17 protein-coding genes, 1 tRNA gene and 4 pseudogenes are annotated in these 19092 nt (G+C 56.6%); 10 read left to right on the top strand and 12 right to left on the bottom strand.

Annotated features, from left to right (window positions below):
• Positions 1-101 precede the first annotated feature (101 nt).
• Positions 102-1214: an IS110 family RNA-guided transposase gene (locus VGP75_RS17405; RefSeq protein ID WP_327544858.1), complete on the top strand. Its 1113-nt coding sequence runs from the start codon at positions 102-104 to the stop codon at positions 1212-1214.
• Positions 1215-1344: 130 nt separating this feature from the next.
• Here VGP75_RS17405 and VGP75_RS17400 read toward each other — a convergent pair whose 3' ends face one another.
• Together VGP75_RS17400 and VGP75_RS17395 are read right to left on the bottom strand one after the other, a co-directional pair.
• Positions 1345-1668: a hypothetical protein gene (locus VGP75_RS17400; RefSeq protein ID WP_327544857.1), complete on the bottom strand. Its 324-nt coding sequence runs from the start codon at positions 1666-1668 to the stop codon at positions 1345-1347.
• Entirely contained in the window at positions 1668-3191 is a 1524-nt protein-coding gene (locus VGP75_RS17395; RefSeq protein ID WP_327544856.1) for a methyltransferase regulatory domain-containing protein, read from the bottom strand. The genes VGP75_RS17400 and VGP75_RS17395 overlap by 1 nt, the downstream gene beginning before the upstream one ends.
• A gap of 155 nt (positions 3192-3346) precedes the next feature.
• On the opposite strand from VGP75_RS17395, the gene VGP75_RS17390 reads away from it, so the two are divergent.
• Positions 3347-3712: a hypothetical protein gene (locus VGP75_RS17390; RefSeq protein ID WP_327544855.1), complete on the top strand. Its 366-nt coding sequence runs from the start codon at positions 3347-3349 to the stop codon at positions 3710-3712.
• A 260-nt stretch (positions 3713-3972) separates the two neighbouring features.
• Entirely contained in the window at positions 3973-4578 is a 606-nt protein-coding gene (locus tag VGP75_RS17385; RefSeq protein ID WP_327544854.1) for a helicase-related protein, read from the top strand.
• A gap of 86 nt (positions 4579-4664) precedes the next feature.
• Here VGP75_RS17385 and VGP75_RS17380 read toward each other — a convergent pair whose 3' ends face one another.
• The 3 genes from VGP75_RS17380 to VGP75_RS20720 form a co-directional block, all read right to left on the bottom strand.
• Positions 4665-5732: a hypothetical protein gene (locus VGP75_RS17380; RefSeq protein WP_327544853.1), complete on the bottom strand. Its 1068-nt coding sequence runs from the start codon at positions 5730-5732 to the stop codon at positions 4665-4667.
• A gap of 300 nt (positions 5733-6032) precedes the next feature.
• Positions 6033-6668: a transposase gene (locus tag VGP75_RS20725; protein WP_327544852.1), complete on the bottom strand. Its 636-nt coding sequence runs from the start codon at positions 6666-6668 to the stop codon at positions 6033-6035.
• Between the two features lie 15 nt (positions 6669-6683).
• Positions 6684-7073: an IS110 family transposase gene (locus tag VGP75_RS20720; RefSeq protein ID WP_327544851.1), complete on the bottom strand. Its 390-nt coding sequence runs from the start codon at positions 7071-7073 to the stop codon at positions 6684-6686.
• A 130-nt stretch (positions 7074-7203) separates the two neighbouring features.
• Between VGP75_RS20720 and VGP75_RS17365 the strand changes: the two are divergent.
• From VGP75_RS17365 to VGP75_RS17360, 3 genes and pseudogenes are all read left to right on the top strand, one after another.
• Positions 7204-7365, top strand: a pseudogene (locus VGP75_RS17365) (recombinase family protein); the annotation flags it as partial.
• A gap of 135 nt (positions 7366-7500) precedes the next feature.
• A pseudogene (locus tag VGP75_RS20715) lies at positions 7501-7857 on the top strand (AAA family ATPase); the annotation flags it as partial.
• A gap of 33 nt (positions 7858-7890) precedes the next feature.
• Complete coding sequence (locus VGP75_RS17360; RefSeq protein WP_526025530.1) at positions 7891-8667, top strand: ATP-binding protein; 777 nt, start codon at positions 7891-7893, stop codon at positions 8665-8667.
• 149 nt (positions 8668-8816) lie between these two features.
• On the opposite strand, the gene VGP75_RS17355 is transcribed toward VGP75_RS17360, so the two are convergent.
• A complete protein-coding gene (locus tag VGP75_RS17355) occupies positions 8817-9887 on the bottom strand; it encodes a ParB/RepB/Spo0J family partition protein (protein ID WP_327544849.1) in 1071 nt (356 codons plus the stop codon).
• On the bottom strand, positions 9884-11194 hold the full coding sequence (locus VGP75_RS17350; RefSeq protein WP_157059042.1) for an AAA family ATPase: 1311 nt from the start codon (positions 11192-11194) through the stop codon (positions 9884-9886). The genes VGP75_RS17355 and VGP75_RS17350 overlap by 4 nt, the downstream gene beginning before the upstream one ends.
• 370 nt (positions 11195-11564) lie before the next feature.
• Here VGP75_RS17350 and VGP75_RS17345 point away from each other — a divergent pair, with 370 nt between their 5' ends.
• Complete coding sequence (locus VGP75_RS17345; protein WP_327544848.1) at positions 11565-12275, top strand: DnaA N-terminal domain-containing protein; 711 nt, start codon at positions 11565-11567, stop codon at positions 12273-12275.
• 65 nt (positions 12276-12340) lie between these two features.
• Here VGP75_RS17345 and VGP75_RS17340 read toward each other — a convergent pair whose 3' ends face one another.
• Both VGP75_RS17340 and VGP75_RS17335 read right to left on the bottom strand, forming a co-directional pair.
• Positions 12341-12853, bottom strand: a complete 513-nt coding sequence (locus tag VGP75_RS17340; protein ID WP_327544847.1) for an RES family NAD+ phosphorylase — start codon at positions 12851-12853, stop codon at positions 12341-12343.
• Positions 12853-13203, bottom strand: coding sequence for an MbcA/ParS/Xre antitoxin family protein (locus VGP75_RS17335; RefSeq protein ID WP_327544846.1), 351 nt, complete (start codon positions 13201-13203; stop codon positions 12853-12855). The genes VGP75_RS17340 and VGP75_RS17335 overlap by 1 nt, the downstream gene beginning before the upstream one ends.
• A 511-nt stretch (positions 13204-13714) precedes the next feature.
• On the opposite strand from VGP75_RS17335, the pseudogene VGP75_RS20665 reads away from it, so the two are divergent.
• Positions 13715-13837, top strand: a pseudogene (locus tag VGP75_RS20665) (IS110 family transposase); the annotation flags it as partial.
• Here VGP75_RS20665 and VGP75_RS17330 read toward each other — a convergent pair.
• Positions 13833-14141, bottom strand: a pseudogene (locus tag VGP75_RS17330) (IS21 family transposase); the annotation flags it as partial. The pseudogenes VGP75_RS20665 and VGP75_RS17330 overlap by 5 nt on opposite strands.
• A 320-nt stretch (positions 14142-14461) precedes the next feature.
• A tRNA-OTHER gene (locus tag VGP75_RS17325) sits at positions 14462-14543 on the bottom strand.
• A gap of 203 nt (positions 14544-14746) precedes the next feature.
• Here VGP75_RS17325 and VGP75_RS17320 point away from each other — a divergent pair.
• Positions 14747-15619, top strand: coding sequence for a tyrosine-type recombinase/integrase (locus VGP75_RS17320; RefSeq protein WP_327544845.1), 873 nt, complete (start codon positions 14747-14749; stop codon positions 15617-15619).
• Positions 15620-15631: 12 nt separating this feature from the next.
• Positions 15632-16834, top strand: coding sequence for an IS91 family transposase (locus tag VGP75_RS17315; RefSeq protein ID WP_327544844.1), 1203 nt, complete (start codon positions 15632-15634; stop codon positions 16832-16834).
• Positions 16835-17242: 408 nt separating this feature from the next.
• Here VGP75_RS17315 and VGP75_RS17310 read toward each other — a convergent pair whose 3' ends face one another.
• Entirely contained in the window at positions 17243-18652 is a 1410-nt protein-coding gene (locus VGP75_RS17310) for a fused MFS/spermidine synthase (RefSeq protein ID WP_327544843.1), read from the bottom strand.
• Positions 18653-19092 lie beyond the last annotated feature (440 nt).

Here is a 19092-nt window from a genome sequence, read left to right as displayed (position 1 = left end):
AGTAAGACCGCATGTCTTTCTCTATCCGCGCGCTTCTGACAGATCAGGTTGTATTCTGATCGCATGACGGCGTGTGCCGTCTCATAGCGATGGAGGAAAGCATGACGACAGAACAATCAGTGATCTATGTTGGGATCGATGTGTCGAAGGACAAGCTGGCAGTTGCAATTGCGGGCGGTGGAGTACGTGACGAAGTTCTCAGCTTGGGTACCTTTGAGAATACCCCTGCCAGCGTCGACCGGCTGCTCAAGAAACTTGCGGGGCGTGGTTCGACTGTCTCAGTATGCTATGAAGCGGGACCTACGGGATATGGTCTTTATCGGCAGGTGCGATCGTTCGGTTTCGAATGCTGTGTTGTCGCGCCCTCGTTGATTCCGGTGCGTGCCGGTGAGCGCGTAAAGACAGACCGGCTGGATGCAATTCGACTGGCCCGGCTATTGCGTGCCGGCGAACTGACGCCGATTTGGGTGCCTGATGAAACGCATGAGGCAATGCGCGACTTAGTTCGCGCTCGAGAAAGTGCCGCAGAGGATCAGCGGCACAAACACCAGCTCGTTTCGGCCTTCATGCTGCGTCACGGGCGGGTCTATCACCGGACCAAACCTTGGACGATGCGATATCGTCAATGGCTGCAAAGCCAAAGCTTCGCTCATCCGGCGCATCAGCTCGCCCTTCAGGAGATGCTGCAAGCTGAGCGGAATGCCACAGAACGCCATTATCGGCTCACTGGACATATTGAAGCTCTGGTGCCGGAATGGGATCTTGCCCCGGCTGTGAATGCGCTTCAGGCCTTGCGAGGTGTGGCAATGATAAGTGCCGTCACCTTCATGGCCGAGATTGGGGATGTGCGGCGTTTTGAGACGCCGGTGAAATTGATGGCTTATCTGGGGCTCGTGCCAAGCGAGTACTCGACAGGAAAAACGACCAAGCGCGGTGGGATTACGCGCGCAGGTAACTCCCGCGTTCGTCATAAGCTGATTGAAGGTGCTTGGACCTATCGATTGCCAGCACGGCCGGGAGCGAGGAAGCTCTACATCCTTCAGGACCAACCTGCCGAGGTTCAGGACATTGCCTGGAAAGCACAATCTCGGCTGACTGCGCGGTATCGCAAACTCAGCCAACGTGGCAAGAAGTCGACGGTCGTCACCACTGCCATTGCTCGGGAAATGGCTGCCTTCATGTGGGATATTGCGCGCCGCACCATGCCCGCCTGATAGGTGCAGACTACATGCGCCCAATGGCGGGCGCGAGGTTAACGGCAGGGGAATATCCGGCAATCGCTTTGAGGCCAACACACGTTGATGCCCGTTGTAAGATAGGAATAGCCCCGAGACGCACATTCGGTCATGCGGTATCCAACCCGCGCATCAGAGCTTGTTCACCGACGTCTTCAGACCTCGCGCCCTCCTTTGGGGGCCCATAATACAGAAAACGCTCTGGCGTTCTAAAAATGCTGAAACAATCCTTGAAAAAAGACATCAGAGCGTCGCCTGTGCGGGTCACGGCCACCTCGCCGCTATACTGGCCTGACCCACCAAGGTTTGCCCACGAAACCTGATAGCGCCCTTCGATATCTTGCGTCTGTCCAGATGCCTCCGCTACTGAAAACAGCAGAACCGTCATAGCGATGGTGTTGGTAAGCAAAGCTTTGCAATGTGCATGTAACATCAGGCGATCCCGAGCTGTTTAAGAACAGGAAGACGCTTCTCGTCAAACACTGATAAGCGCTCCTTGAGTTCGGCTATATTGTCGTCAGGGCTGTCGAGGGGCTTTCCATCCCTTATGAGGCGCTGATCTTGAGCCTTGAGGATGTTCCAGACAAAAGTCGCTGGATCGGATTCCTTTTGCGCACGAGCGAGTAAGAAGAGCTGTTGGAACCGGTCAACCTGGATACCACCGCCGGTTACCGGGGACGCCAGAAAAGACAGATCAGCAGATGATTTGGCACGGTTACAAACGGCCATGTTGAAAGCCTTTGTGCGCTCACGGCGTTTCCCTTCCTCTTTGGAAGACAAGCAAGGCTGCAGATGTCCTGAGCCAACCAGGACCGCAAGCGCCTGCATCAGTTTGGCCCAACCAAGATCAGCAATCTTTTGGTCAGACAGAGCCTGACGGACACTCACGGGTCCTTGTGCAAAAGCATCCAGGATGGGTCCATAAACGTCGGCTTGGAGGTTTGCTTCTCCCCGCGCACCTGTGACCGTCAGAGGCACATCAGCGCGCAACGTGGAGAGTGCAAAACGCATCTCGAGCCAAGCTTCCCGAGCGGACATCACACTGTGTGAAAGAACACCTTTTATGAAGACATCACGACGAAACTGCTGGTTTATCATGTAGTCGCGCAGGCCTTCACGGCGTATGGGATCACCACTCTCCGCAAGCAGCTTCTGCTGTTCCTCCGACAGGTTCACTGCGTCAATATGGTCAAGAAGGTTGGCTGAACCAACGAAAGTGAGCTTTGCCTCACTCAACTCTGCGACAACATCTCCAAAATAAAATGGTGTCCAATCGCGGTTGAAATACTCATGAGCGAGGTAGTTTCGGGACATCCCTTTGAATTTTTCGAAGCGTGGACCCACTGTCGGGCTTTGTGCAAAATAGGCAGGCTGCGCCGCAATAACCTTCTCAGTGAAGCTGATAGCGGCCTCAACACGGGTGGTAACAGGGCCTGCCGTAGTTCCTGCGTGATCCACCATGAGACGGCGCAAAGGCATCGCTGCCGCCCAGCCTGGGAGTGTGTTATAACTAATGTAGAGAAGTCCACTAACCTTGAGCTTACGTTTGACGAAATCTACAATATGCTGTCGGTTTTGCGGGCTGATCCAACTGTAAATGCCATGCAAAGCGATTACGTCAAATTGGTCTGGTAATGACGGTTCAGCTGCGAACTCTTCAAATGCATGATCGAAGAAATGAGCGTTCGAAGCTCCAGCTTCAGAGGCAAGCACATTCGCTCCAGAAACCTGCACAGGGTTGAAGTCATTGGCATAGACTTGGACGTGAGGATTGGCGGCAGCAATAATATTGGCCGAGAAACCCTGCCCACAGCCGAGCTCACAATAAGTGATTGAGGTGCGTGTCTGAACACCTTTCGCCAAGGCAACGAAACGTATGAGTTCCGGTGTGAGCTCTCGATAAAAGCCGTGGGTGTAATCAAGATCGGCCACATAGCCGGATGTCCATGTTGTCATATGATGTCTCCGATAAGTCGGCTGATCCTTGGTAGTCCTTGTGGTTACCTATCTGATTTATGTTATAAGTTACAATGTAAGTTGGGTTCATTTACTCGGCCCGCCACATCGCTGGCTTATATTTCGCGCCCAAGCTGACCTACTGCCGCCGCCAGGTGGCAGCAGCGACCGGCAAATGTCGTGTCGCCGCGCTGTGGCTGCCACCTGCGGTGGCCGATCAAGCTCTCCTCCATAATGCGCAGTTTGTCACCATCCGACCAATACCGGTGGCGTTCACCATCGGCGTCAGTGTCGTCACGATCTTCAAGATCATCCGGAGCAAGATGTGGCGGTTCACCGCGACCGCCAATGCACCCCAGTCCCGTAAGCCGCGCAATCACATGTCCCGTCTCACGAAGAAGGCGCGCGTCAACATTGAGAGCATGCTGGCCACGCTTGCCGTGCTTGGTCCAGAAAACCCAGAAGTCCGCGCCCTGATCCGGCTCTACGAGATAACTGCGCACGCCAACGCTGTTCCCTGAGACAACCGCGCACCCTCACCTGCTCAGAAACAACCCCACTGGCCAAATATCCCTCTGGCCACGAAGACCCATGCGCCCTGAGCAGTGATCCCTGCCATGTACGCCTGCTTTAAACGGCAAACACTTCCAAATGCGCGACCAACCGCGATTAAACGTAACCGCTCAATTGCTACCCCGGCTTAGTCGCCTTGCGCCCTGCACAGATCACATTGGACCACTGGTCGACGAAAGCGGGGCGTCTGCATGAACAGACATTCGGAGTGCGCGCCCGTTTCGCCATGCGCTTTGCAACAAAAGCCGAAGATGAAAAGGGGGTGCGTCGAACATCCGCGGTCCAGGCGGCCTTCAAATCGCCGTTCAGGCCATTTGTTCTCGCGTCTACGTCGATTGGACAGGACGGATTGGATTTTCATCCCTACTGCTCGCGGATCGTGCACTGGAACCGCCCGCGGAACCCTGTCGATATCGAGCAGCGTGAAGGACGGGTTCATCGTTACAAAAACCATGCTGTCCGTCGCAACGTCGTCGCTGCTTTTCCCGCCACGCCGCTCACTGCGCAGAACAACCAATCACCTTGGATCTCCATGTTTGACGCCGCGCAAGAGGATGAGGTTTCAAATGGCCGTTCGGGAGACATCATTCCGTTCTGGGTCTACCCAGGTAATCACAAGGTTGAGCGGGTCGTCCTCATTCCGCCCTTCAGGCGCGAGAAGGAACGCTACAAGGATCTCATCACATCTCTGGCCACTTACCGGCTGGCCTTTGGCCAACCCCGCCAAGATGAACTGATTAGCCTCTTCTCGGGTATGGAAGACGACTTTATCCAAGAATTATCGGAGCTTCAGATATCGCTTAGGCCAAACTGACGCGCACCACCGAAAGGTCACACCAGCACCTTTAGCGAGAGCCAAGCAACCCTGTTCCTTCATGGCTGACGCCTGCCTCAGAGCATTCAGATCGTTGGTCGCCACATCCGGTACCGCCCCTGCCCAGTCACCTCGCAGATCAGGCCGTGCGTTTCCATCCAGGCGAGGTTGCGCTGAACGGCGGCGCGGCTGATGCCAGTCATGGTCTCGGCCATCGGGGCGGAGACGAGTGGCCATTCGGTCAGAACTGCGCACAAGGCTGGGGGCGTACGGCCCGAGAGTGGGATCATCTCGGTTTCTGCCCGCGCTGACCATGCTTCGATATCGTCTAGGTGGCGCACGGCGGTCAGGCAGGCGGTCTCCATCCCGTCAAGCCATCGCGCCAGACGGTCAGCGGGTGAGCCTGCAGCGCGCAGTCCCCCTGCCCCTCCCATTGCCAGAGGTGCAAAGACTGCTCCCTTGCCCTCGCTGGCCGCGATCCGCGCGGCCGTGACTGCCGCTTCCATTCGATCGCCCTGCTGCCCAAGGCCCGCGAGGCTCCAGAGGTGATAACCCACACAAGCACGGGTTATCGGGTGAAGATCAGCGGCTTGCGCCATTACGCCCGTCCAGCCTCCCGCGCGGTCCGAGAATGGCTCTGCCTCATCGGCCATGTTTTCGGGATCTCGACGGTCTAGGAACGCAGAAAGGTCTGTCTCGGGGCCGGGACCGCCTGTCAAACGTCTCACGGCCCATCCGACACGCGCGAGCGCGGCAGTGTCCTCCCGAACGCCTGAGATGCGCATAGAGATCCAGAGCGCCAGCCGATCCGGGCCGATGCGGTCACCCGCGAACCAGCTGAGGTCGGCAGCCTCGATCAGGGCAAGCCTGTGCCGCCATCCTTCCGGGCCGCGCTTTAGCCGGTCGTCTAGCGCGCCGGCGCGACCGGCCACACGAGCAAGACGCGCGGCATGACCCGCCTCTGCTTTCCGCCAATCGTCGAGGACCTCGGCTTCACGCGGTTCGGCCCGTGGTCCGGGCGGCAGATAATCCGGTTCCTCTTCCATCGGGCCGGGCAGAAACCACAGGTCGTCCTCGGACGTCTGTTCCACCTCCTCAGCGTCGAGCAAGAGAGTATCCAATTCATCATGTAAGGCAGGCGCTTGAGGCTTCATATGTGCAAAATAGTGGATTTCTGCACTTTAACCAAGGGTTTTGTCCGAATGCGCCCAAATTCCTTATATAGCACGCGCGGGCGATGGTCAGCGAGGGTTGTCTGATCGCGCTCATTGTATGGGAAATAAAGGGCATTCCGGTAAGCAACATCAGAGAACCCGCCCTTGCACTCGTTTACACACGGTTCTCTGATTGCGGCTTTGTCAAGCGAGCCTGCGCCCCAACCGTTTTTACGAGATCAATCTACCTCCGTCCCGTCGGGACTTCGCTTCCCGCCTTCTCAGCGGTGGAAATTCAGATCAGGCAGTGGCCTCCTTTGTCCAGTAATAGTCTGCGCCAGATTTCCAGATCGTCAGCATCAGGACTGCGATCTTGCGCGCTGTTGCGACTGCGGCCTTTCGGAAGCCGCGTCGTCCGGCCAGTCGCACAGCCCAGCTCTTCAGTGGCGAGAACCGCTTTACCTGGCGGATCCAGCAGGACGCTGCCTCGAACAGCAGTCCGCGCATCGTCCCATCTCCGCACTTCGACAGCCGTCCCGACCAATCCATTTCGCCAGACTGGTGCCGCTTTGGTGTAAGCCCGAGGAATGCGCCGACATCAGTCACCCGGCTGAACCGGTCTGGATTATCGACCAGGGCAATGAAGCTGAGCGCATTTACTGGCCCGATGCCAGGAATGGTCATCAGGCGACACGCAACGGGGTGGACCTTCGCCTTTTTCTTCACAGCCTTATCGAGATCGTCCGCCACTTGGCACAGCGTGGAGTGGGCCATGATAAACCCATCGGCGATGGCGCCCAGCACCGGATCGGTTTCCCCCACTGCAGCCAGTTGGTCTCGAAAATTCTGGCGCTGCCGACCTTGGCCGATGGCGGTCATTCGGATGCCGAAGGTTTTCAGCACGCCCCGGATGTGACCTTCGAGGTCTTTGCGCAACCGGATCATCCGTTCTCACGCACCGACCAGACTTCGCAGCCTGTCAGCATCTTCGCTCCGGATGTGGACCAGTGTAAACCAGCCGGTCCGCGCAAGCTGCGCCACTCCTTCAGCATCAGCTGCATCGGACTTGTTGAGCCGGGCCGACAGAGCCTTGTGCGCTTTCCGGGCATCGATGCATGTCGCTACAAGACCAAGCCTCATCATCCCGCGCTGCAGCCAGATCGAAAGCATCCCGCTCTCATGTACGATCCGGCGTGGCGTGAGCGATCGGTTGCAAAACCAACCTGCCACGCCCTCGGGGTCCGCAGGGCACGTCCCGCGCGCGATGGTCTTGCCATCATGATCAACAACGCAGATCGAAATGTCTTTCAGTGACACATCCAAACCAGCATAATGTTCCATAGGTCGTTCTCCTCACGGCTTATATCCATGAGGCCAACATACCGGATCTCGTTCGCTACTGGAGAGCGACCGCCGCAATCACACCATGTCTTTTGGTAGCGATACATATCACTGCAAAAAGACTGTTTTGATGCCCCTGATCGGTTATGCCCGCGTCTCTACCGAGGATCAGACCCCCCTGCCCCAGTCACAGGCCCTGAAATCCGCAGGCTGCTCCGAGATCCATGAAGAACAGGCCTCGGGCGGCAATCGTGCGCGGCCGGTGCTGGCGCGGGTGTTTGAAACGGGCGGAGCGTCTTGGGTTGTTGGAGTGAATCTTGGCGCACAGACAGCTCGTCATTTCAGGCGACGTCTTAAATTGGACCGTAATTCAGTCGCACAGCAATTTACCTTGTAAATCTACCATTAGATGAAGTAATTGCAAGCTATGTATACGCGTCAAACTCATCAACTTGTGCAATCCGCGCTAGAGAACCAAGCCGCTGTTGTCCTTCTTGGACCCCGACAGGTTGGGAAGACCACACTTGCTCTCGACATCGCTTCGGAGCGGCCATCGGTATATCTTCATCTGGAGCGTGAAGCCGACAGGCAAATCCTGACCGAACCGGATCTGTATCTGGATGAACAAGTCGGCAAGCTCGTAATTCTCGATGAGGTTCAGCAGATGCCAGGTTTGTTCAAAAGCCTGCGTGGCCAGATCGACAGCCGCCGGCGGTCCGGGTTTCGAACTGGACAGTTTTTGCTGCTTGGCTCGGCCTGCAATGTTCCTCTGCAACAATCGGCAGAATCTCTGGCTGGCCGCGTCCGGGATATCGAATTGCCCCCTCTGCAACTCGTAGAGGTCGGTGCAAACGAATTGAACAAACTTTGGCTGCGCGGCGGCTTTCCTGCCAGTTTCTTGGCCACAAGCGATCAGGCCAGCACGGACTGGCGTCTGGATTTCCTGCGCACCTATCTGGAACGCGACATCCCTGCCCTCGGACCGCGCATCCCGACCGCAACCTTGCGGCGCCTCTGGACAATGCTGGCGCATATGCAAGGTGGTCTATTGAACGCCGCCACCCTCGCTGAAGGGCTTGGCGTTTCCGGCCAAACTGTCGGTCGTTATCTCGACCTGCTCGTCGATCTCATGCTGGTGCGGCGGTTGCAGCCCTGGCACGAGAATGTTGACAAACGCTTGATCAAATCCCCAAAGGTCTATGTGAGGGACAGCGGAATTGTACATGCGCTGTTAAGTATTGGTACGACTGAGGGTTTGCTCGGGCATCCTGTCGTCGGCGGCAGCTGGGAAGGGTTCTGCATCGAGGCCCTTCTTGCAGCGGCGCCCGCTGGCACTGAGCCTTTCTTCTATCGCACCTCTGCGGGCGCGGAGCTTGATTTGGTCCTTCGCCTGCCGGGCGGCGACATCTGGGCCGTCGAGATCAAACGCACGACTGCACCGAAGGTTTCGCGCGGTTTTCACACAGGCGCAGAAGACATCAAAGCCACGCGAAAGCTGCTGATCTACGCCGGCAAACAAAACGTGCCAGTGACACAAGACATGCGCGCCATGCCCCTCATCGAGGGAATTGCGCAACTTGGCGCAATTAGGTGATCTCCGCCCTCGGAGTACAGGCCTGACCTTAAGCCACAGCTGCTATATACCTACCCTTATCGAAAGCAAAATGGCGGTTACCCGTGGGTAACCGCCCTTCTCTGTTCAGGACCGGTAGCGAAGTGTTACCCACGGGTAACCCCACCCTCTCAAAGCGACGACACATTCGGGTCGTTCTCACGCAAGGCACGCCGGAACGCCTGCACCGCACGTTCAAGCTGCGCTTTCGGCAACCCTGCAAAATCATCATCCGCAACGATCCGGCATTCGCCTTTGCGCGCAGTGACCTTCATATCGCCGACATGAAATTCGCGCTTTTCTTTCCGCTCGGCGGGCTGCGGCGTCGCCAAGGTCTTCGGCTTGGCTTCCAGAAACTTGGCGAGCAGCGCATTCTGCTCATCAGCATTAGCACAAACCCGCAATTGGGCTCTCAGCGCCGCTGCACTATCGAGCGACTTAAGCGCGCGCGCCACATCCACACCAAGGTTACGTGGCACCGCCTTGGGCCACTTCAAGTCGTCCTCCAGGGCACAGAGCAAAAACACAAAGCTGCGAATATAAGAACGTTTGACCTTATGCAGCGATGCGTAAAGCCGCGGTACCATCGCATCAGGGTCAAGCTCATCGGTTTCAGCATCCTGCGCCGCAAGGATGGCCACCTGTGCCATCTCTGCAAAGCTCAGGTCCTCGCGCACCACGTTTTCTTCGACCATATCTATATAGCGCATGAGCCGGTCCCCTTTTCCGACATCAATCCGCGCAATCACGGTGGCAAACGCCGCATGACCAGTTTCGGCAAAAAGCTGGGACAAAGCCGTGTAGCGCCGCCAGCCTTTCTTGAGCTGCAGGTTGCCTGCCGCATCACGGTAAAGCTCCACCGGTTCTTTCTGGCCACGCTCCTTGATCGAAGCTTTCAACTCTTCCATTTCCACCGAGGCAGCGACACCCTCTAGATCAAGCCTGTCGCGCGGCAGATCGCTTGTCAGCACCTCCGAGAGCGGCACTGCTGACAGAAGACGCCCCGCCTCCTGTGCCTCGCGGTAAGCTTTGGCGTCACTGGCATTCTGACGCCGCTGCTCCACCTTGGCCTCAGTGGTTTCTTGCAGGCTCTCCGCTGCATCGCGCACCGCCGCTCCCATCGGTCCAACACTGCGTTCGCGTGGCTTAGAGCTTGCGGGCGGATCAACCGGATCGAAACCGAATTTGTTCTTGCTGCTCATTTATCTACCTCCGGTTTTGCGTTTTCCTGATCCCAAGCCTTCAACACAGTTGTTTTGAATTCATTATAGGCGCGGTCGAAGCTCTGCCTTGCACGTTTCCATGTCTCGCGGGTCATCTGGCGATAGTCCTGTTCATAGACGCTCATCTGGAACCGCCCTGATTGTTCGACAGCGCGGGTCATCTCGATCGGGTTCAAGCAGACATCGGCACCAAATACATTACGGAACGCCTCCATCATCGCGCTGTGGAGCGGATTGTTGCTCTCAAACCGTGTCATAAGCAAACGCACATCCATAAAGGATTTCGGCAAAGTCAGCCCGGCGTCATCGGCAAGCCCGCCGAACCCTTCCGAGATATCCTCCATCGCATCACCTAATTGGCCCAGATAGCTGGTCGTGCTGTCATACTCCCAATAGCCGGGGCCTGACGGGATATAGAGAATGTCAGATGCAAAAGCCGCATTCAGCGACTGGTAGCCAATCGCAGGCGGGCAATCAAAGATGATCAGGTCATACTGGTCATCGGGTAATTCATCGAGATAGCGGGCCACACAGCCAAAAAAGCTCCACGCCTTATGAAGGCTGCGATACTGGGCGCTCGCGAATTCAACAAAGGCCGCGTTGGCGCAAGAAGGGATGATATCAATGGTAGGCCAGCAGGTTGGTTGGATGAAGTCCTGAAACCGCTGCGCACCAATGGATTGCACATCCTCAGGCAATTCATTCGAAGAAGGGTAGGGGCAGTCGTCAGGATCATCATAGCTTTCAGTAATCCGGTCCGCTTCGCGGCACAGATCACGGCACATGATACCCCAGACGGTGTTCCACTCTTTCACCTCGACGATCCCCATCGAGTGAGTGAGGGTGGCCTGTGGGTCGAAATCCACACAAAGCACACGGTAGCCATCGAGGGCGGCCGCATTGGCCAGATGTTGCGCAACAACGGTCTTACCAACACCGCCTTTAAAGTTGCTGACAGCAACGCGCACCGCACGACCTTTGGGACGTCTGGGCAGCAAGGTCTTGCCACGAAACTTGATCCGGCGGCGCAACTCGTTGATCTCTTCAAGCGTGAACCAGCGCTGGCGGCCATCTTCCTCGGTTTCGCCCTGGGGCAGAGAGGGATCATCAGCCAACTTCTTCCGCAAGGTGTCGGCAGGCACATCAAACATGAACTGACTGATCTCCCAGATCGAGAAAGGACGCAGAGTTTTCACCTCGCCCGGAGAAAAGGTCGCGCGGCGCACCGCAGCTTGCTGGGTCAGGCTACGCTCGTTCATGGCTTGGAGGTCTGAATGGGTTCTCATGGCATGCTCTTGTTTTTGACTATAATGTCGTGAATAACGGGAAATGGGCAAATCTGCAAAATAGAAATTTGGAATTTCGTGTTTTTGCGGCTTTCGCCACTAAAACGGGATAAAGTGCAAAGTTTCAGCCCATATTTGGTGTCATAAAATTGGCATTTTTCGAGATATGGTGACATACAGCGTCCGATAGGGTGACGCCTAGCTGTCCCCCTTAACCATTTTAACCTATTCTTTATTAAAATAATTGAAGGGGTCAAAAAATCGCGCTCTTAGCAGGTCCTTGACAGAAAACGGGAATTTGTGTCTTCCTATAACTTAAGCAGAATCGGCAACAACGTCGGCGCTTGAGGCAAGACAGTGAGATAACGCAATGGATGCGAAACGGCTAACTGGTGTCAAAGCCAGTTCATTAAAGTATGACTTATTGACTGCGTTATCGGTTGCCGGACTGCATCTGGATACGCGTCATCAGATATCGCTTTCGCGTTTGTTGCTGTTGATCACGGCGCGTTACAATTGGCGGTTGGATGAATTCTGTGTTGGCCAACGTGATCTAGCCCGCATGTGGAACGTGACCGAACGTACGGTCAAGCGCGAGATCAAGTTTTGGATAGAAAGGCGTGTGGTCATCTGTAAGCGGCAAGGTGTGCGGGGCAGGGTAGGGGCCTACCGTCTGAACTATCCTGAAATCTATCGCATGTCGGAACCTTATTGGGATCATGTCGGTCCTGACTTCTCTGAGCGCATGGCTGAAACCCATCCCGTGAAAGAAACCAAGGTTGTCGCAGTTGATTTCCGAACCAAGGCTACAGCAAACGACCAAACCGATGATATCCCCGCGACTGAAAACCAGTCCTGGCGTGCAGCCTGCAAGCGGATGCGCGACCTACACCCAGAACATTATCGTAACTGGATTTCCCTTCTGACCTTCGGCAAGGATGATCATGAAACACTGATTCTTAATGCGCGCAATCAGTTTGTTGCGCATTATGTAAAGACCCATTTGATTCCCGTCGTCCATGAAGCTGTCGAAGCAACGCTCGGGCCACGCCGCCGCATTTTGGTGCAGGTGCTGCAATAATGCTGCGCTGCAAATGCGATCTACCTTTCGGATGCTTGGAGCAATGACACGACTGGAAGATCAGTTCACATCCGTGACAGACGGTCTTCGTCGTCTACTACAGTAAGAACGCAACCTTCGGTGATCCAGTTCCACAGCACGATGTTGAAGTCCGTTGCCGACGCGCCCTTTGCAAAACTCCGGATCAGAAGTCCTGCGAACCCATCAGCGATGAGGCTGCCGGCGAAATCCTGCGTCGGCACCGATTGGCTGTCGAGCATCTTCATGCGCCATGCTGAGTCGGCAAGCATGGCCTCTGTTATTCCGTATTGCTCTAGTCCGACCTGATCGCGGGTATCGAAAATTGGGCCGAGATCGGCGGTGTAGGACACGAGGATCGTGGGTTGCAGGCTACCGACCTGGTTGGCCTCTCGGAGGGCCGTCGTGGGATCCAGCGAGGTGTAGAGGGCAGGGGTGCCCTTGGCGTTGAAGCGCCCTCCATAGAGTTCCGCACCACGTCCAGAGAGAGGCTCTCTCGCATAGACCGGGTTTAGAGCACGATAGAGCGGTCCTGTGTAGCGGCCATCTTTCAGAGGCATCAGGCGAAAATGCCCGCATCGACCGCATCAATGTATTCCAGAACTTGCTGGGCTTTGCCTTCCTGCACCAGCTGCATGGCTGTCCGGCCATCAAAGCCGGGCAGTGGCTCTGACCGGTACCACGCATAGGCCATCAGTTCCGACCCAAAACGCGGTTCGACTTTGTTCAGTACCTCTACCAGTTCGCGCAGGCGGCGCTGTGTCTTGTCCGAGCTGATGCGGGCGCGCCTCTGTAACGCGTCTTTGCCCAAACCCACGGTCAATGCGATTTCCTCAGCCGAAGTGCGCAGGGTTGCGGCGATCTTGCGCGGTTCGAACTGCCCAGCTTCAGCGAAGTTAGTGATATGCATGTCTCGCACTCCTACAGTGATACTGACGGTATATAGCGGCAATATTGCTGAAACTCAAGTTGGCAGGAGGTTCTGCGCCTCCGTTTCCCATTTTTATCCGTAACCCTGTATTGTTCTGAACGTCGGAAGTCCTGATTTTTGGGCCTACAACCATGGCTGGAGGTGGGTTTTTTGCCGATCCAAAGCACCAGATAAGTTATTGATAATATGAGAAAGCCTGCGGCAGTCAGGCGGGGGTTGCCGATATACTTTGCCGATCTTGGAACCCAAACAGGACTTGCTGCCCGAAATCACTGGGAACCGCAGTTGGATCAAACCTTCGGCTGTTACCACGGTCCAATTGGCCCGTAGAAAGTGAAAGATGCCGTAATGGGGCTTTCGGCGAATCGAGCACGTTTCGCTTGTTTGTCAGCATGATCTGAAGTGCCGTTGCCCTTGATGCGCCTGCAGCGCGTCTACGAGGTCATATGTTTTCATGCGCCTCAATTCCTAAGAATAGAAGGGCAACGACATGAATGTATTTATCGGACTGGATGTATCTCTGGCAAGCACGGCGATTTGTGTGCAGGGGCCACAAGGGAAGATTGTTGAGGAGTCGGAGGCCGCCAGTGAGCCTGAAGCGCTGGTGCCCGCACAAAGGCCGCCACGCGTTCATACGATCCATCAAAACCAAGCTGCACCAGATCCGCATGCATCTGCTTGGCCGTGCGTCGCTCCTTGCGTGACTTTCGCTGCTCGGTCAGAAGCCAGCCCGACAGTTTCTCGGTAAATGGATCCAACTTGCTTGGCCGTGTCGGCGTTCGGAAATTGGGCTCAACGATGTCAGCCTGCAGGTACTTCCTGATGGTGTTGCGAGACAGCCCAGTCCGCCGTGAAATCTCGCGAATGGGCATCTTGTCCCTCAGTGCCCATCGTCGAATTACGCTCAAAAATCCCATGTCGATCACTCCAATAACCCCCGACAAATCCCGTCAGGGGCACGGTTACACATGGGTCAGTTCTCGGTGACATTCAACAGTCTAGGACTGCTTCAAGTCAGTATGTTGGATGACTGTGTTGAGTTGGTGTGTTCCAAGAGCAAGGTCATTTGCTGTGTTGAAGTTACTCTGGGGCGAACACTGTGTTGCCACAGCGAATCCAAACACTGTGTTCAACACAGTAAATCAGCCCATCAACACATAAAAAACTGTGCGATGAGTGTGCAACGCAGGAAGTAAAAACTGTGCCATGGCTACTACGTTGATTTTGTTGTTTAAAGTGGTGCCCAGGGGCGGAATCGAACCACCGACACGAGGATTTTCAATCCTAGCATAGCGAAGCGTGTTCGATCGCCAGTTCACCGCCTTATCAGCAGCCTGCACCATAGAGCGGACGTTCGTCAAACATGCTTCGAAGTCGGTTCTGCGGGACAAGGACGAAACCGCTCTCGCGGTATTGGTGCTTGTGGTGGGTGTTGCGTGCTGATGTGAACTACATGGATTTTGCGAACTGACCAACCTGTCGGACGATTGAGGCCTTCTCAATCTGACGACAGGAGGTTTCAATGTCAGAGCAACATATCCCACCGCTGCGCCGCCGTTTTATTGAAGATATGCGGATCAAGGGGCTGCAGCCAAAAACCCAGACGATGTATTTGCGGGCGATGCGCGATTTTACAGGGTTTCTGGGGCATTCGCCGGATAGCGCGACACCCGAGGAATTGCGCGCGTTCCAGCTGGACATGAATGAGAAGGGCGTCGGGGCAGCGACCTTCAACAACCGGCTGACGGTTCTGAGTTTTTTCTACGCGACGACCTGCCCGCGTCCGGAGATGAAGCGGCACATGCGGTATCAGAGGGCGGCGAAGAAGATCCCGGTTGTGCTCAGCGCCGAGGAGGTCACCCGCATTCTCGAAGCGGCACCTGGACCGGGGCTGAGATACCGGGCTGCCTTCAGCGTGGCTTATGGCGGCGGGCTACGGGCGAGCGAGGTCACGCATCTCAAGATCGGCGACATCGACAGCGACCGGATGCTGATCCGCATCGACCAAGGCAAGGGCCGCAAGGATCGCCACGTGATGCTGTCGCCGAGCCTGCTTGTGCTGCTGCGCGATTATTACCGCGAAGCACGGCCAGCGGGCTGGTTGTTCCCGGGCCGCAACCGGGTCGACCCGATCTCGACGCGGCAGTTCAACCGGGCCTTCGGAGTGGCCTGTGATTTTGCAGAGATCAAGAAGCGGGTCTCGCCGCATACGCTGCGACACAGCTTTGCCACGCATCTGCTGGAGGGAGGGACGGATATCAGGGTGATCCAGGTGCTGCTGGGCCATGCCAAGCTGGAGACCACAACGATTTATACCAAGGTGGCGATCAAGACGATCCGGGATGTGACCAGCCCGCTCGACCTGCTGGTGCGACGGGAGGCCGGTGCCGGATAGACCCCGGATCCGATGCCTCGTCCCAGACTGGAGGTCGCGGATATCTTCCGCGATCATGGGCCGGCCTATCGCCGCGAACATGCCGGACACCTGAACCTTCCACAGTTGAAGGTCATGTCCGCGATTGAGAACTGCCGCACCGCCGCTCTCGGCGGGCATGTCGCTGCCTGCACAGAGTGCGATCACCAGCACATTGCATACAACTCCTGCCGCAATCGGCACTGCCCGAAGTGTCAGGGAGCAACCGCAAAAGACTGGATGCAGGCGCGCATCGAAGACCTTCTGCCGGTTGAATACTTCCATGTGGTGTTCACGCTGCCGGCCCAGATTGCGGACATTGCCTTCCAGAACAAGGCGGAGGTCTATGGTCTGTTGTTCAAGGCAGCCGCGCAGACTCTGCTGACCATTGCGGCCGATCCAAAACACCTTGGTGCGCGGATCGGTATGACCTCGGTCTTGCATACCTGGGGCTCGGCGATGACGCACCACCCGCATGTGCATGTCATTGTGCCGGGTGGCGGGCTGTCGCCGGACGGGTCCCGCTGGGTCGCCTGTCGCCCGGGGTTCTTCCTGCCGGTGAAGGTCCTGTCGCAGCTGTTCCGGCGTTTGTTCCTCGAAGGGCTGATCAGACTGCACCAAACGGGCAAGCTGGCCTTCTTTGGGGAACTGGCCGGACTGGCCGATCCCGATGCCTTCGCCTCCCATCTCGCGCCACTGCGCAAAGCCAGCTGGGTTGTTTATGCCAAGCCACCCTTCGGCGGGCCAGAGGCGGTGCTGGCCTATCTGAGCCGATACACCCACCGGGTCGCGATCTCGAACCACCGCCTCGTCAGCGCGGATGCCGAGACCGTCACGTTCCGATGGAAAGACTACCGCATCAAGCGCGGTGACCGGATGAAGGTCATGCGCCTGCCAACGGGCGAGTTCATTCGGCGGTTCCTGATCCATGTCCTGCCATCTGGCTTCCATCGCATCCGCCACATAGGGTTCCTGGCCAATGGAATCCGTCGTGACCGGATCGCGGAGATCAGGCGTTTGCTCAATACAGAACCAAAACCCGGCCAAACGCCAGTCGAGGGGGAAAGTGGCAACCCCGCAGGTCTTGATGCCCATCAGCCTTGCCCAAAGTGCGGCGGCGCCATGATCGTCATCGAGACCTTCACACGGGGCCAAACACCCAGATCCCGCGCACCGCCACGGGAGAACGCCGCATGATACGACGCAAAAACCCGGCGCTTTCCTGTGCAAACACCGGACCAGTCAGTGCGGCCACCTCACCAGACCCCGCGTTGCACCAGGCCAGTAGCGGCAGGACGGAGCACTGGTCGGCCGTGTCCTGTTGGGAAAACCGACTTATCTGCGCGGCCTGTCATCACAATGTGGTTCGCTCTGCTCCTCAGGCGATGCAGCCGTAACGCTCAATCCCCATAGCTCCGAGATCCGCCCGCGCTTTCCTCCTTGTCAGATTTGTCGCCGCTGCAGCTCACGCTGACAGCAGCCACAAACCTTAGACAAGACCGTCATTCGCTGCTTACCACCAAATGTCGCCTTTGCATTTTGATCCAAAGAATGGTGACCTCTTCGAGGTCACTATTAATCCCAAAGCATCTGGGTCTGGCCAGACTATCGATGCCCGATCCAGCCTCGGTCGTCTGTGAAGGCGCGGCTCGCTGCCAATGTTGTCACCGTATACCCGTTCAGCATATCATCTAATCGTGCTAGCGGGATTGGTGACGCCGTTAGGATGAAATTCGAATAGCCGTTCACGCTCACCGGTCCTATGAGCGACGTTACATGCGGATAAAGCTGCGTCAGGATCGCATGAGTGCCACGGGCCAATTGTCCGTTTGGCTCATCGATCAGATTGACGTAGACGGGTCCGGCCACGATCTCTCGCAATCGCTGGTAGGTCTCCAACGTCACCAGATGGGCAGGGACCGATCCAGAGGAGAATGCGTCCATGACCGCGGCATCAAACTGGCGCTCCGTTTCGTTGATATACATGCGCCCATCTGCATGCATGATGTCGAGCCGCTTGTTATCCTTGATTACAGAAGCAGCCCAAGGAAGGTTTCCGTGCACCACCTCAGTCACGAGCGGATCAATTTCGACTGCCACGGCTCGTGCCTCTGGGCGCAGGCTTAGCAGTTGACTTGGCAGCGAGTACCCCCCGCCACCCACAAAAAGGACGTTCGCATCCGGAGGCAGATCCTGCGCCATGCGGGCCCAGAGCATTTGCGTGTAGCGCAGTACCAATGCGTCTTCTTGCGGTGCTGCGCTATCATGATTGACCCGCTCAGCGGCTTGCGTAATTCGGTCCGAATATAAACGGATCTCGCCATCCCGTTGTTCGATATCAATGCAGGACAAACCGGACTCATATCGGCAGACTGACCCGTTCGTAAGGCCCAATGCGATAATCAACCCAGCAGGTGCGATCACCCCGAGCACGGATTGCGCGCCACCACGCACAAAAGGCACGCACAGCAGAGCCATAGCTCCGCATGCCGCAAAAGTCAGCGCCGAGCCCACGAGTGGTAATGCGACAAATCCTGCAAGAACTGCTCCCACAATGGCACCCAGTGAACCCGCCGCTAGCACGACACCCAGCGATGATCCCTCTCGCCCTGGCCGCGCCTCGACGGCCAGCTTGGCCAAATAGGGAGAAGGAAAGCTGACCAGCACTGACGCGGGAAAGAACGCAACGATAACCGAAAGGACCATCCCACCGGTGTCCCGTGCGCCGAGCCCGTACAGTATCGAAAGGATCGTCGGTGACAGCGCCATTAGTACTGCCGTTGCGATCAGGGCCCGCCGGACGATCTGTGCCGCGACATCTCGCTCACGTTCTGCAATAAGTCCACCGAGTGCGCTACCCAATGAAAACCCCGCCAAAACCGTTGCGATCACAGTAGTCCAAGTTACCAGAGACGTACCAAAAAACGGGGCTAACACGCGGCCCGCCGCAATCTCATAGGTTAGTCCTACTATGGACAGCACCAGAATAAGGCCGACCGTCTCCCAGAACCGCATTACAACCTCCATTTTCGCGAAAACAACCCATTACCTGTTTGGCAAACGAGGCACAATCACTCCTCAATCCTACGGCATAGTGGCGGAGTTGGTCGCGGATCGCCATTGTGCTCTGACAGAAACTGTGGGGCGATAAGAAACCCTACAAAACTGAAAACTGTGGTCGCCCTTCTTGACGCGACCGTCATCCCGCAAACCGGGTCCTTTACCTACTCGGTCCCAGACGGGATGCTTGGCGACTTGTGATGATGATCATGCTCCATGGTCTGCCAGCCTTCTGATGCCTTGTTTCAGCTTGCGCCTTTCAACGACTGGAAGCTCAAGCTCTTTTTCAGTGATGGTCGTGCGCGCCCTCCCGGACCGGATTACGCGCCAGGAATACCTGGACGAACAAGAACACCAGCGCCATGCCGACGATGCCGACCACGACGATGAGCGGG

This window comes from Yoonia sp., from assembly GCF_036007805.1.
GTDB lineage: Bacteria > Pseudomonadota > Alphaproteobacteria > Rhodobacterales > Rhodobacteraceae > Yoonia.
The sequence above is the reverse complement of the archived record's forward strand: the minus strand, read 5'-3'. Positions and strand labels throughout refer to the sequence as shown.

Coding starts and splice junctions, on each gene's coding strand:
- VGP75_RS17405 (WP_327544858.1), top strand. CDS start 102: ATGACGACAGAACAATCAGTGATCTATGTTGGGATCGATGTGTCGAAG.
- VGP75_RS17400 (WP_327544857.1), bottom strand. CDS start 1,668: ATGTTACATGCACATTGCAAAGCTTTGCTTACCAACACCATCGCTATG.
- VGP75_RS17395 (WP_327544856.1), bottom strand. CDS start 3,191: ATGACAACATGGACATCCGGCTATGTGGCCGATCTTGATTACACCCAC.
- VGP75_RS17380 (WP_327544853.1), bottom strand. CDS start 5,732: ATGAAGCCTCAAGCGCCTGCCTTACATGATGAATTGGATACTCTCTTG.
- VGP75_RS20720 (WP_327544851.1), bottom strand. CDS start 7,073: ATGGAACATTATGCTGGTTTGGATGTGTCACTGAAAGACATTTCGATC.
- VGP75_RS17355 (WP_327544849.1), bottom strand. CDS start 9,887: ATGAGCAGCAAGAACAAATTCGGTTTCGATCCGGTTGATCCGCCCGCA.
- VGP75_RS17350 (WP_157059042.1), bottom strand. CDS start 11,194: ATGAGAACCCATTCAGACCTCCAAGCCATGAACGAGCGTAGCCTGACC.
- VGP75_RS17345 (WP_327544848.1), top strand. CDS start 11,565: ATGGATGCGAAACGGCTAACTGGTGTCAAAGCCAGTTCATTAAAGTAT.
- VGP75_RS17340 (WP_327544847.1), bottom strand. CDS start 12,853: ATGCCTCTGAAAGATGGCCGCTACACAGGACCGCTCTATCGTGCTCTA.
- VGP75_RS17335 (WP_327544846.1), bottom strand. CDS start 13,203: ATGCATATCACTAACTTCGCTGAAGCTGGGCAGTTCGAACCGCGCAAG.
- VGP75_RS17320 (WP_327544845.1), top strand. CDS start 14,747: ATGTCAGAGCAACATATCCCACCGCTGCGCCGCCGTTTTATTGAAGAT.
- VGP75_RS17315 (WP_327544844.1), top strand. CDS start 15,632: ATGCCTCGTCCCAGACTGGAGGTCGCGGATATCTTCCGCGATCATGGG.
- VGP75_RS17310 (WP_327544843.1), bottom strand. CDS start 18,652: ATGCGGTTCTGGGAGACGGTCGGCCTTATTCTGGTGCTGTCCATAGTA.